Genomic DNA, 12931 nt, shown 5'->3' on the forward strand with positions numbered 1-12931 from the left:
AAACCTCGTCAGGATAGGCTACCCTTATTCTTTTGGGTATGCCGAAAACTGCCGAGGAGAGGCGTCTGCCGTGAAGTCTGTGAAGGGAATCTCCGGTCTGGCGGCCGCGTCGCTCGTCGTCACGCTGCTGACTGGATGCGGTGCTTCGGAGGTCGTCGAGCAGGATGAGGCGGTCGCGCAGGGAGAGGGAGCGACAGAGTATCCGCTCACGATCGAGAACTGCGGTCGCGAGATCACGTTCGACAGTGCGCCTCGCCGGGCGGTGTCCCTCGACCAGAACTCGACGGAGCTCCTGCTGTCGCTCGGACTCGAGGAGTACATGGTCGGCACGGCCTCCTGGACGGACCCCGTCCTGGACTCCCTGGCCGACGCGAATGCTCACGTACCGCGCCTCGCAGACGATGCGCCGACCTACGAAGTGCTGCTCGGTGCCGATCCCGATTTCGTGACGGCGTCGTTTGGCCGCCACTTCCGGGAGGAGGGCGGCGTCGTCTCGCGGGACCGGCTGAACGAGACCGATATCGCCTCCTACCTATCGCCGACGGACTGCGAAGGCGGAACGAGCATCAACGGCGGCGGCACCCGTACGCAGCCGCTCACACTCGAATCGCTGTATCAGGAGATCCGCGATCTGGCGGCGATCTTCGATGTTCCGGCGCGAGGCGAGGAACTCGTCTCGGAGCTCGAGACGCGAACCGACGCGGCTCTCGAGGGCGTCGACCTTGACGGCAAGAGCGTGCTGTTCTGGTTCGCCGACACGCGTACGCCGTATGTCGCGGGCGGGCTCGGATCCGCCTCTCTCCTCGCGACGCTGACCGGGATGGAGAACGTCCTCGCGGATACCCGCGACGATTGGCCCGCCATCGGGTGGGAGTCGGTCGTCGACGCCGATCCGCAGATCCTCGTGCTGGGCGATCTCCAGCGAGACCGCTTCCCGGGGGATCGACTCGACGACAAGATCGACTTCCTGACGACCGATCCGCTGACCCGCACGCTCGAGGCCGTGCAGAACGAGTGCTTCATCTCGCTGCACGGCGCCGAGATGAACCCGAGTATCCGGTACGTCGACGGGCTCGAGAAGATCCAGGACTGGGTCCGGGACGCCGATGCCTGTGCCGTCAGTGACCGCTGAGACCGTCGAGCGCCGCCCGGAGGCGCCGCTCCGTGACGCAGCGGCGCGAGCGCCGCGCACAAGCCGACCGCGCGCCGTGCCGGCGCTCCTCTTCGCGGTGGCGGGCGCCTTGGTGTTCCTCTTCTCGGTCGGGGTGGCGATGACGCTCGGGCCGGCCGATGTGTCACTCGTGAACGTGCGCGACATCGTCGGGAACCACCTCGGCCTGACGGATATCCCCGTGCGCATGTCGGAGGACGCGATCGTCTGGGAGGAGCGATTGCCCCGCGCGCTCGTCGCGGCGGCGTGCGGAGCCGGGCTCGGAGTGTGCGGTGCGATCCTGCAGTCCCTCCTGCGCAACCCACTCGCCGACCCGTTCATCCTCGGCGTCTCCTCCGGGGCGTCGACCGGCGCCGTGCTGGTGGGCGTCCTCGGGCTCGGCGGCGCGGCCATCGGGCTGTCGGGCGGCGCGTTCCTCGGCGCGCTCGTCGCGTTCGGTTTCGTGCTGCTGCTCGCCCGATATGCGAGCGGCGGCTCCGCGGGCATCGTGCTCGCCGGCGTCGCGAGCACCCAGCTGTTCTCGGCGCTCACCTCGCTCGTGATCTTCGCCTTCGCCGACTCGGACGCGACGCGCGGGGTGATGTTCTGGCTGCTGGGATCCCTCGAGGGAATGCGCTGGGATGATGTGGCGCTTGCGGGCGCGATGTCGACGGTCGGTGTCGTCGTCGCCCTCCTCCACCTGCGCTCGCTCGACGCGTTCGCCTTCGGTGAGGACGTCGCCGCTTCGCTGGGGATCCACGTCGCTCGCACCCGCATCGTCCTCCTCGTGCTGACGGCGCTCCTCACTGCGACGCTCGTGAGTATCGCGGGGGCGATCGGCTTCGTCGGTCTCGTGCTGCCGCACGCTGCCCGCCTGATGTTCGGGCAGCGCCATTCCCGCATCATTCCCGCCACGGCAGTGCTCGGCGCGATCTTCATGGTGTGGGTGGACGCCGCCTCTCGGGTCGCGTTCGCGCCGACCCCGCTGCCGGTCGGTGTCGGCACGGCGCTCGTCGGGGTTCCTGTCTTCGTGTTCCTCCTGGTGCGACGGGGGGCGCGCGCATGACGCTCCACGCCGAGGGCGTCTCGTGGCGGCGCGGCGGTTCGCTCGTCGTCGACGGGGTCACTCTTACGCCGCGCCCCGGCGAGACCGTCGGGCTGCTCGGTCCGAACGGATCCGGCAAGTCCTCCTTGCTGCGCCTGCTGCAGGGCGTCGCTCGACCCGATGCGGGCGTCGTCTCGCTCGACGGAGAGCCGATCGAGGCCCAGGGGAGACGCGCCGTCGCCCGGAAGGTCGCTGCGGTCACCCAGCACGCCGAGACCGACACCGACATCACGGTCTACGACGTCGTCCGTCTCGGCCGCACGCCGCACCGGACGCTGTGGGGAGGGGGCTCTCACGCGGATGAGCGCGCGATCCGCGACGCGCTTGATCGTGTGGACCTCGCCGACAGGGCCGACCGCCTGTGGCGCTCCCTGTCGGGAGGGGAGCGCCAGCGTGCGCACATCGCGCGGGCGCTCGCGCAGCAGCCGCACGAGCTTCTCCTGGACGAGCCGACGAATCACCTCGACATCCGACACCAGCTTGAGCTGCTTCACCTCGTCGCGAACCTGGACGTGACGAGCATCGTCGCCATCCACGACCTGAATCTGGCGGCGATGTTCTGCGACTCCGTCCTCGTCCTCGACCGCGGCCGCGCGGTCGCCGCGGGCTCGCCGCGGGAGGTCCTGACACCGCAGCTGATCAGGGACGTCTACGAGGTCGAAGCCGTGGTCTCGTGCGACGAGGCGACGGGCCGGGTCGCGATCTCCTTCGCGGCGCCGGCCCGCCTCCGAGCCGCGGCTCAGCCCACCTGACCCAGCCGCCGGTACCGCTCGTGGCGCAGCACGCGGCGGCGGTCGGCATGCATCAGCTGCAGCGACGCGAGCTCCTGGGCGATTGCATCGCCCAGGCGGATGCTGAACGCCTCCCGCTCCTCGGCCGCGTCAGGGCGCTCCGCGACGATCCGGTCGACGATGCCGGCGGCCTTGAGCCGTGCGGAGGAGACGCCCTGCTGTTCGGCGAGCTCCGGGGCGTGGGCCGTATCGCGGTGCACGATCGCGGAGGCTCCCTCGGGCGGAAGCGGCGACAGCCACGCGTGCTCGGCGGCGAGAGTGCGGTCGGCCGGCAGGATCGCGAGCGCTCCGCCGCCCGTGCCTTCGCCGAGGAGCACCGAGAGCGTGGCGCCCTGGTGCGTGGTGAGATCCGCGAGACAGCGCGCGATCTCACTCGCGAGCCCGCCCTCCTCGGCCTCCTTCGAGAGCGCCGCGCCCGGAGTGTCGATCACCGTGACGAGGGGCAGTTTGAGCTCCTCAGAGAGGTGCATGGCGCGCCGGGCTGCACGAAGACCGCCGGGGCCAAGGGGCGCGTGGGCGCGCTGCGTGCGGCGATCCTGGCCGACGACGACGCACGGGATTCCGCCGAAGCGGGCGAGGCAGAGGGCGAGGCCCGGATCGCGCTCGCCCTGACCCGTGCCGGACAGCGGCACGACGTCTGTCGCGGCATGGCGCAGCAGCTGCCGCAGCCCGGGGCGACGCCGATCGCGCGTGCGCGTGATCGAGGCCCACGCATCGGTCGATCCGGGCGGATCCTCGTCGGCCGTTCCGGGCGCCGCGGCCCGCGCCGAGAGCGCGGCGTGCGTGGGGCGCTCGAGCAGGCGCAGCGTGCGGCGCACGACGTCGCGCAGACCGTCGGCCGGGAGCACGCCGTCGATGACGCCGTTCCGCGCGAGGTTTTCCGACGACTGCACGCCGTCCGGGAACTTCTCGCCGTAAAGCGCCTCGTACACGCGGGGCCCGAGAAAGCCGACGAGCGCACCGGGCTCGGCGACCGTCACCTGCCCGAGGGATCCGAACGATGCGAGCGCGCCGCCCGTCGAGGGGTGCCGCAGGTACGTGAGATACGGAAGTCCCGCGTCCTGGTGGGCAGCGACGGCGGCCGCGATCTTGACCATCGCGACGAAGGCGACGGTTCCCTCCTGCATGCGCGTACCGCCCGATGCCGTCGACGCGAGAACGGGCAGTCCCTCAGCGGTGGCCCGCTCCATCGCGTCGACGAAGCGATTCGCCGCCGCGACGCCGACAGATCCGGCGAGGAACGCGAACTCGCAGGCGATGAGCACGACCCGGCGCCCGTCGATGAGCGCCTCGCCCGTGACGATCGACTCGTCGACGCCCGATTTCTCGGCGGCGGCCGCGAGCTCCGCGCGATACGCATCGCCGAGATCGGGCTCAGCGGGCTCGGCATCCCAGGAGCGATAGCTGCCGTCGTCCGCGATCAGCTCGATCAGCTCGGCTGCCGAGACGCGGCGTGCGCCGTTCACCGCGCCCCCTCGTCGTCCGCCGCGAGCCAGGCGCGGATCGCGTCGCCGTGCTGATCGAGCAAGGGCGGCGCCTGATGATCGTCCCGCACGCGCTCGTTCTCGCCGTCGCCGTCGAAGAATCGCAGCACCGGACCCGGCAGGCTGATGTTGCCGAGCGCCGCGTGATCGACGTCGACGACGAGCCCCTGCGAGCGCACCTGGTCCCAGGCGTACACCTCGTCGAGACTGCGCACCTTGCCGGCGGGGATCCCCGCGCCCGCGAGGCGTGCCAGGAGAGGCTCGGCGTCGTGGTCGGCGAACGCCGCCTCCACGAACGCGATCGTCTCGCCGCGATGCGCGACGCGCTCGGCGTTCGTCGCGAGGCCCGGTGCGCCCGCATCAAGACCGAACTCTGCGCAGAACGCCTGCCAGAGGCGGTCGCTTCCGACGCTGATCTGCACGGCGCCGTCGCGGCACCGGAAGAGGCCATACGGCGCGATCGAGGGGTGGTGATTCCCCTGCGCCTGAGGCGTCTCGCCCGCGACGGTCGCGCGTGTGCCCTGGAACGCGTGCACGCCGACGATCGACGACAGCAGGGAGGAGCGGACGACGCGGCCCGCTCCGGTCTTCTCCCGCTCGTAGAGCGCCGCGAGAACGCCGACGACCCCGTGGATCCCGCCGAGCAGATCGGCGATCGGCGTGCCGACGCGCTGCGGGTCGTCCGGCCCTGATCCCGTCAGCGACATCAGCCCCGCCTCGCCCTGCACGATCTGGTCGTATCCGGCGCGACCGCCCTCGGGGCCGTCGTGCCCGAATCCCGTGATCGACAGCTGCACGAGACGCGGATTCAGCTCGGCGAGCGCCGCGGCGCCGAAGCCGAGGCGGTCCATGACACCGGTCCGGAAGTTCTCGATCACGACATCGGCGCGCGAGAGCAGCTCGGTCAGCACGGCGCGACCGTCGTCCGATTTCAGATCGAGCGCGATCGACTCCTTGTTGCGATTGCACGACAGGAAGTACGTCGAATGCTCGGCGCCGTCGGATCCTTCGACGAAAGGCGGCCCCCATGATCGCGTGTCGTCGCCCGTACTCGGAGCCTCGACCTTGATCACCCGGGCCCCGAGGTCTCCGAGCATCTGCCCGGCGTGCGGGCCGGCCAGCGCCCGCGACAGGTCCACCACCAGCAGGCCGTCCAGCGATCCCTGCGTCATCACACTGCTCCCATCGTCGTCTGCAGCATTCGATCCAGCGCCGAGTATGCCCCGGCCGGTGCGTCGCCGCGCCACGCGACCATCTGATCGGGGCGCACGAGCACGATATCGGCGCCCCACAGCGCGCGGGCGCGTTCGCGCGCTGCGCCGCGCACGGTGACGGTCCGCACGTATCCGGAATCCGTCTCCGGCGGCTCGGGCGCCGCCTCGTCGAGTCTCACGATCGTGAACTCGGGGCCGAGAACGTCGTAGAGAGCGCGACCGTCGTCGAGCCAGAGGTGCGGCAGCAGATGACCGGGCGCGGCCGACGGCCGATACGTGACGGCGTCCGGTTCCGGGCCGCGATCTTCCGGCGCGTTCAGGGGGCTGTCGGGGTAGCTGTATCCGAGAACGAGGCCCTCGGCGTGGAACTCGGCGGCCTTGACCGCGAGGTTCTCGCGGGCGCGCTCCCGCGCCGCATCGCCGTCCGCGTCGGCCGCAGTGAGGGCCGGATCCGCAAACGTATACGCGAGGTGTCGCGTATTGTGCGCGGCGACGTCGATCATGCGCCGCGCCGCAGGCCGCCGCTCGGCCTCGTAAGTCTCGAGAAGATTCTCGCCGGCCCGTCCGTGATGCACGGCGGCGATCTTCCACGAGAGGTTGAGGGCGTCGAGCACGCACGTGTTGAAGCCGTGTCCGCCGAACGGCGGGTTCAGGTGTGCGGCGTCGCCGACGAGGAACACCCGTCCCGTGCCGTACGACTCCGCGAGAAGCATGCGGGCGGTCCACGGATCCGTGCCGAGCACCTCGACGTCGAGGTCGTTGCCGACGCCCGCGAGGCGGCGCACGAGCCCCTCGGGGTCTGTGCACTCGTCGGGATCGACGCCCTGCACGATCGTCCACCAGAGCCCGTCGCGGTCGAGCTGGCCGATCATGCCGGACACCTCGCCGACCACCCAGAATTGCACGGCGGGGGCGAGGGCGACGCGGTCTGCGAGCTCGCGCGAACGGAAGACGACGTTGAAGTTCGGGCGCGGCGCCGACGTCCCCTCGAGGCGGATCCCGAGTGATTTGCGGACGGCCGAGGCGCCGCCGTCGGCGCCGACGAGGAAGTCGGCGCGGACGCGTGCCGTGTCGTCAGACGGATCCGCGTCGGTCGCCTCTACGATCGCGACGGGCGCGTCCGGATTCTCCACCGCGCGAACGCGGAGTCCGTAGGCGACCGTGACGAGCGGATCCTCGTCGGCGGCATCGCGCAGCACGCGCTCGACCGTGGGCTGCGGCACCTGTTGGCCGGTCTCAGGCGCGTGCGCGAACCCGTCGCGGTACAGCTGGAACGCGTGCCGGAAACGCCGCAGCTCGTAGCCGTCGAGGCCCGTGCAGAAGGCCACGTCTTCCGAATAGGCGGCGTCGAGGGGTGACGCCTGGCGCAGCCGCTCGGCGAGCCCCATCCCGCGCAGCAGCGTCATGGTGCGCGCGTTCGTCGTCTTCGCCCGCGGGCGATACGGATCCAACTCGATGCGGGGCTCGACCACGAGCGTGCGGATGCCGCGCCTCGCGAGGTCGAGCGCCATCATGAGGCCGGAAGGTCCGCCTCCCGCGATGAGGACCGGGACCTCCCGCGGGAGGTCGCTCAATCGGGTCGTGGCAGTGGGGGCATTCACGTGTGCGCGGCCTTTCGCCGTCGGGGCAGGAGAAGGGTGACGACGACGCCGATCGCCGCCGGGATTCCGAAGGCGAGGGCGGCCGAGGCTGCGGCGCCCTCGTTGGCGATCACGAGGGATCCATACGTCGGGCCCGCGATCGCGCCGATGCGTCCGATGCCGAGAGCCCAACCGAGCCCGGTGGCGCGCATCTCGCCCGGGTAGTACTGGGCGACGTGATCGTTGATCATGTTCTGGGTGCCCATGCCGCCGAATCCGGCGAGCACGACCGCGACGATGAGTGCACCGCCGCTCACACCGAGGAGGATGGCGCCGAGGGCCATCGTCGCGGAAAGGAAGCCGAGCCCCATGACGAGCTTCGGCGAGGTCCGCTGGCTGACGAAGGAGCCGATGATGGTGCCGCTGATCGCGCCGATCGAGTACCAGATCAGGAACGAAATGGCGGCGCTCGTGCCGAATCCGGACTCGCGCATGATCTCGGGCAGCCAGGTGGTGAGGCCGAAGATGGTGAGCAGGCTGATGATGCAGGCCACCCAGATGAGCGCGGTGGCACCAGCCATCCCGTCACCGAACAAAGCACCGACGCGGCCGGCGGTTCGCACGGCGCGCGTCGTCTGCGCCTCCTCGGGCAGGCCGTATCGTGCGGCGATCCGCGCTGCGTCCTCCGCTCGCCCTTGCGAGCGCAGGAAGCTCGGAGACTCTGGCACAGCCTTCAGCAGGAACGGAACGAGGAGCAGGGCGAGCCCGCCGAGCGCGTAGACGGGGCGCACGCCGAACTGCGGGAGCAGGTTCATCGACGCGGTCGCGGCCAGGAGGAGACCGACGGCGGGTGCCGTCAGTACGAGTCCGACCGCGATCGACTTCCGCGCGGGCGCCGCGAACTCGTTCGCCACGGAGACGGCCACGGGGAGGAGCCCGCCGATGCCGAGGCACGCGAGAAAGCGGAACACCGCGAACCACGTGAAGTCGGGCGCCGCCGCGCACGCCAGCATGAACACCGAGAAGGTGATCACGGCGGCGGCGAGCATGCGCGGGCGGCCGATGCGATCGGAGAGCATGCCGCCCCCGAGAGAGCCGATGAGCATGCCGACGAGGGCGACGGATCCGACGACGCCCGCCTGCTGCGGCGTGACGCCCCAGTTGTCCGGGCCGAGGAATCCGGGAAGCGTGGCGCCGTAGACAGCGAGGTCGTACCCGTCGCCCACGATCGCGAGCCAGCAGAGGAGGAAGATGCCCAGCGACGACTTCTTCGTCATCCCGGTGCCGAGAGTGGATGCAGTGCTCAACGTCGAGCTCTTTCTTTCGTGCGCTATCGCGCGTGGCCGGCCTGACGCACGAGAGAACGGCCGTAGTCATTGCCGTTCGGGGTGCGCAGGACGGTGTGGATGTGGAAGGGCTGCGGGGAGTCGTTCGTGAGGAAAACCCCGCAGTGGTGGTCGATCTCGGCGATCACGACGGGGCTCTGCACGCGGCAGTAGTACGGATCGTCGTCGCCGGTTCCGCCGATCCAGGAGAACCAGGAATCGTCGAGGTGGGCGCGGATCTCAGCCAGGCGCAGGCGCGCTGGGCCGTCGGGGAGGATCGACACGAAATCGGCGAGGAACGCCATCACGGCCTCCTGGGCCGGGTCCGACATCTCGCCCACGCGCACGCCCTCGTAGGGGATGACGCGATTGTCCTGAAACGCGCCGGCCAGGTGGCGCTCATCGCCCGGGTGCAGGCGCCCCGGCGGCAGCTCGGTCATGCTCTCGTGGGTGACCGCGTCCGCGCGCTGCTCGTCCGAGAGCTCGCTCATGATCCGTCGCCCGAGCGCAATCCGTTCGGTGAAGGCGGTCGTTCCGGCATGCGGGCCCGCGTCGATCTCGTTCGGCTCGGCGCCGAGAAAGACGGGGGAGACGACCATCTGGCCGCCGACGACGACACAGTTCACGGCGCAGTGATGCCCGAAGAGCTGCCATCCCCACGGCTCTTCGGTGCCCGGAGTGCCGAAGATCGACGCGTTGTAGGAGAACTCGTTCATGATTCCCGGCAGGCCGACGACGTCGCCCAGGAAGCCGTTGATGCGCATCATGGTGCGCACATCTTCGGCGCCGCGCGCGCTGAGGCTGGCGTCGACGAGGGTGAGGAATGCCTCGCGCACCGGTGCGGGCTGGAACTCGAGGCGCAGGCCGGTGTCGAACTGCAGGAACTCCGGGTTCGCCCAGTGCTGCCACTCCTGCGAGTCGATCGGATAGAGGATGCGCGCACGAGACTCGTCGTCGAGCAGCCCGAGAAGATCTTCGGCCGCGGCCGTCATCTCCGCGACGGGAGCGGCGTCCTCGGGGGCGGGCGTGCGCAGCTCGTAGAGATCCGGGAGGAGCGTGCCGTCCGAGGTGACGCCCGAGAACGGTTCGTCATAAAGACGCTTCCAGCCGTCGATGAGGTCGCCCGTGAAGTCGTCGTGGCGCGCGACGGGCGCGTACGAATAGGCGTCGAGGCCCGTGAGCTCGGCGATGCGCGGATGATCGGGCGGGAACAGGTGCTCGCGGAAACTCATCGTGTCTCCTCGTCGGTGCCGTGATTGTGCGCGCGCACGGCCCGGCGGATCCCGTCGGGATCGCGGTTCGCGATCGCCTCGACGAGCTCGCGGTGCACGCCGGCGCGGCCCGAGATGTAGGCGGACTCGCGGTCAGAGTCGCCGTAGGCCGGCTCGGAGCGCTCGAGGTAGCCGAGGCAGCTGATGTATACCGCGCTCATCATCGTGTTGGGGGAGAGGCCTGCGATGAGCTCGTGCAGTCGCCAGTTGCGGCGGATGAATTCCTCGTAACCGATGCCCGGCTCGGCCATCTCCTGCGCGGCCGCGCGGAGCATCGCGGCGTCTGACTCGGTGCACTGCTCGGCGGCGCCGAGCGCGATCGGCTCTTCGAGGGTCTCGCGCAGCTGGATCGCGTCGCGGACGGAATCGGCGGATCCCTGCGCCGTGAGGAGCGTGTGGCGCATGCGCACGACGGGGGTCTCGGCGGCGATGAACAGCCCGCCGCCGCGACCGGGACGGATCTCGAGCACGCCGCGCTCGCGCAGCAGTCGGACGGCCTCGCTGACGGTCGTGCGGGCAAAGCCGACTTCGTCGCGGATCTCGTCGAGCGTTCCGAGCCGGTCTCCTGACCGTAGGCCGCGCTCCCGAATATGCGTGAGGAGCGTGTCGGCAAGCTGGTCGGCGCGCGAGCGCGGCGCCGCCACAGAGAGGCGGTCGAGATGCGACGTCGATGTCATGTCGAACACTATAGGCACATAAGGTATGAATGTTTCAATACTTTGTCCGCGCTGTGGCGCAGACACCCTGAGTGACGAGGAGGTCCCATGCGGGTCATCGGAGTGAACATCAACGGCGTGGCCGGCATCGAAGACGGCGTCTGGGTCGCCTCCGTCGAACAGCTCAGCACGCCGACGATCGGAGCGGCCACGCTCGTCGCGCCCCTGCGCGCCTACTGGGCGGATCCGCATGCCGCGATGGCCTCGCCCGACGGTCGCGTCATCGACGTCGGCGGCGAGAACGAACCGGATGTCGTGCCGCCCGTGCTCCCCGAGGCGCGCGTCATCTGCATCGGCCTGAACTACCGCGACCACATCGCGGAGGGCTCGTTCGCCCATGTCGAGCACCCGCCGTATCCGACACTGTTCGCCCGGTGGACGCAGTCCCTCGTCGCGGGAGGCGTGAGCGCCCCGACGAACGCGAACGAGCGCGGCCTCGACTGGGAGGGCGAGATCGCCGCGTGGGTCGGCGCCGATCTGTGCGAGGCGACGGAGGACGAGGCGCGAGGCGCGATCCTCGGCTACTCCACGTTCAACGACCTCACCTCCCGCATCGCCCAGAAGCTCACGTCGCAGTGGATCCTGGGCAAGAACGGCGACCGCTCGGGCCCCATCGGTCCGCTCGTCACGGCCGACGAAGCGGGGGATCTGCGCGACGGCCTGCGCCTCACGACACGTGTCAACGGCGAGGTCGTGCAGGAATCGACGTCCGACCGGCAGATCTACGAGGCGGGCGCGACGCTGTCCCTCATCTCGCAGACGTTCACGCTGCGCTCCGGAGACATCCTGTGCACGGGTACGCCTTCGGGCGTCGGCTACGCGCGCGATCCCGAATGGCTCCTGCACGACGGCGACGTCGTCGAGGTCGAGGTCGAGCGCCTCGGCACGCTGCGCACACCCATCACGGGGCCGGCGACGCGCTGATCCGGGGCGCCCACCCCCATCGACGTCGCGCCTCGCGCGGGGCAGACTGGATCCATGACCGGGGCTCCGGCGGGACCGACCGCGATCGATCTCGCCTACCCGTTCTCGGGCCGATGGCTCGTCCAGAACAGCCCGGCAGACCGTGTGCCGAGCCACGGCACTGAGGTGTTCGCCTCGGCACACGCGATCGACTTCGTCCCGGTCGGCGAGGACGGCCGCTCCGCGCCCATCACGGGGCGCACGATCCTTCGCCCCGAGCCGCCTGAGAGGTTCCCGGGCTTCGGGCGTGCGATCCTCGCGCCGCTCGCCGGACGCGTTGTGGCGGCCGTGGACCGGTTCGAGGACCACGCCGCGCATCGCGGGTTCCCATCGGTGGCGTACGCGCTCACGCAGCGGCGGCGTCTGGCGGAGGGATGGGAGGCGCTCGCCGGAAATCACCTGCTCATCGAGACCGGCACCGGAACCGTGGTTGCGCTCTGCCATCTGCGCCGCGGCAGCGTGGAGCCATCGGTCGGCGATGCCGTGCAGCCCGGAGACCGCATCGCCGCCTGCGGCAACTCGGGCAACAGCACCGAGCCGCACCTCCACGTGCAGGCGATGACCCAGGCGGATCCGCGTACCGCGCGCGCCGTGCCCACGCGCTTCGGTGGTGAGCTTCCGCGGAACGGGCGGATCGTGACGGTCGGGGACGACAGGCCCCTCCCATAGGAGGTGGACGACGTGGTGGCGTCGCGCTGGTCGCCTACGCCCGTGCGACGAGCCCGAGCATCATCGGTCTCCGGCATCCTCCGGCGGTCGGCGGAGACTCCCCTGCGGGGCATCGGCCTCGGTGAGCGTCCGGAGGAAGCGGATAACGGCGGTCCGTTCGTCGCGTGACAGCGCGGCCGCCGCGGCGAAGCGCCGGGCGTGCTGCCTTCCGACCGTCTCGCGTGCAGCGCGGCGGGTCGACTCCGTGACTCGGATCCGCGTCGTGCGACGGTCAGAAGGGTGAGCTGTGCGGATGAGGTGTCCGCCGTCGACCAGCCGGTCGACGAGCTTCGTCGTCGATGCGCTGGAGATACCGACTTCGTGTGCGATGTCCTTCGGTGTGACGATCTCCCCGCGCTGCTGCGCGCGCATGATCATCCGGATCGCCCGCATATCGGTCTCGTTGAGATGCATATAGCGCGCAGACAACTCCGCGAGGGTGCGCGATGCGCCCTGCCACTCTGCGAGCGCTTCCATCACGTCGAATGCCTGCGCGACATCGCTTTCCTCGAGGTTCTGTGTATCGACAAGGTCAGGGTCGATCGAGTCGCGTCGCGCGCCTGCTGACTGGTGCTGATTCTCGACCACCTCTCGATCCTACCGTTTCTATGCTAGGTTGAATTC

General features: G+C 70.1%; 12 protein-coding genes. 5 read left to right on the top strand and 7 right to left on the bottom strand.

Features of this window, described 5'->3' with window-relative positions; all coding sequences use genetic code 11:
• Positions 1-70: 70 nt before the first annotated feature.
• From C0012_RS14765 to C0012_RS14775, 3 genes are read left to right on the top strand one after another with little or no spacing between them, the layout of a single operon-like run.
• Complete coding sequence (locus C0012_RS14765) at positions 71-1132, top strand: ABC transporter substrate-binding protein (RefSeq protein ID WP_110590435.1); 1062 nt, start codon at positions 71-73, stop codon at positions 1130-1132.
• Positions 1122-2216 (top strand): FecCD family ABC transporter permease, encoded by a 1095-nt coding sequence (locus C0012_RS14770; RefSeq protein ID WP_408631146.1) that lies wholly within the window; start codon positions 1122-1124, stop codon positions 2214-2216. The genes C0012_RS14765 and C0012_RS14770 overlap by 11 nt, the downstream gene beginning before the upstream one ends.
• A complete protein-coding gene (locus C0012_RS14775) occupies positions 2213-3007 on the top strand; it encodes an ABC transporter ATP-binding protein (RefSeq protein ID WP_110590436.1) in 795 nt (264 codons plus the stop codon). The genes C0012_RS14770 and C0012_RS14775 overlap by 4 nt, the downstream gene beginning before the upstream one ends.
• Here the strand turns inward: C0012_RS14775 and C0012_RS14780 are convergent.
• From C0012_RS14780 to C0012_RS14805, 6 genes are read right to left on the bottom strand one after another with little or no spacing between them, the layout of a single operon-like run.
• Entirely contained in the window at positions 2995-4512 is a 1518-nt protein-coding gene (locus tag C0012_RS14780; protein WP_110590437.1) for a carboxyl transferase domain-containing protein, read from the bottom strand. The two genes, C0012_RS14775 and C0012_RS14780, sit on opposite strands and share 13 nt — an antisense overlap.
• Positions 4509-5702: a CaiB/BaiF CoA transferase family protein gene (locus C0012_RS14785; RefSeq protein WP_110590438.1), complete on the bottom strand. Its 1194-nt coding sequence runs from the start codon at positions 5700-5702 to the stop codon at positions 4509-4511. The genes C0012_RS14780 and C0012_RS14785 overlap by 4 nt, the downstream gene beginning before the upstream one ends.
• Positions 5702-7345 carry an FAD-dependent monooxygenase gene (locus tag C0012_RS14790; protein ID WP_198411158.1) on the bottom strand — a complete coding sequence of 548 codons (1644 nt, stop codon included), beginning with the start codon at positions 7343-7345 and terminating at the stop codon, positions 5702-5704. Before C0012_RS14790 ends, C0012_RS14785 begins: the two co-directional genes overlap by 1 nt.
• Positions 7342-8631 carry an MFS transporter gene (locus tag C0012_RS14795; RefSeq protein WP_232527956.1) on the bottom strand — a complete coding sequence of 430 codons (1290 nt, stop codon included), beginning with the start codon at positions 8629-8631 and terminating at the stop codon, positions 7342-7344. Before C0012_RS14795 ends, C0012_RS14790 begins: the two co-directional genes overlap by 4 nt.
• Positions 8632-8654: 23 nt before the next feature.
• Entirely contained in the window at positions 8655-9881 is a 1227-nt protein-coding gene (locus C0012_RS14800; protein ID WP_110590440.1) for a DUF3500 domain-containing protein, read from the bottom strand.
• On the bottom strand, positions 9878-10597 hold the full coding sequence (locus C0012_RS14805; RefSeq protein ID WP_110590474.1) for a FadR/GntR family transcriptional regulator: 720 nt from the start codon (positions 10595-10597) through the stop codon (positions 9878-9880). Before C0012_RS14805 ends, C0012_RS14800 begins: the two co-directional genes overlap by 4 nt.
• A gap of 87 nt (positions 10598-10684) precedes the next feature.
• On the opposite strand from C0012_RS14805, the gene C0012_RS14810 reads away from it, so the two are divergent.
• Both C0012_RS14810 and C0012_RS14815 read left to right on the top strand, forming a co-directional pair.
• On the top strand, positions 10685-11560 hold the full coding sequence (locus C0012_RS14810) for a fumarylacetoacetate hydrolase family protein (protein ID WP_110590441.1): 876 nt from the start codon (positions 10685-10687) through the stop codon (positions 11558-11560).
• A gap of 54 nt (positions 11561-11614) precedes the next feature.
• Positions 11615-12268, top strand: a complete 654-nt coding sequence (locus C0012_RS14815; RefSeq protein WP_110590442.1) for a M23 family metallopeptidase — start codon at positions 11615-11617, stop codon at positions 12266-12268.
• A gap of 60 nt (positions 12269-12328) precedes the next feature.
• Here C0012_RS14815 and C0012_RS14820 read toward each other — a convergent pair whose 3' ends face one another.
• Complete coding sequence (locus C0012_RS14820) at positions 12329-12895, bottom strand: MarR family winged helix-turn-helix transcriptional regulator (protein WP_232527957.1); 567 nt, start codon at positions 12893-12895, stop codon at positions 12329-12331.
• Between the last annotated feature and the right edge of the window lie 36 nt (positions 12896-12931).

Origin of the sequence: Microbacterium suaedae (assembly GCF_003254645.1) — a bacterium.
Lineage (GTDB): Bacteria > Actinomycetota > Actinomycetes > Actinomycetales > Microbacteriaceae > Microbacterium > Microbacterium suaedae.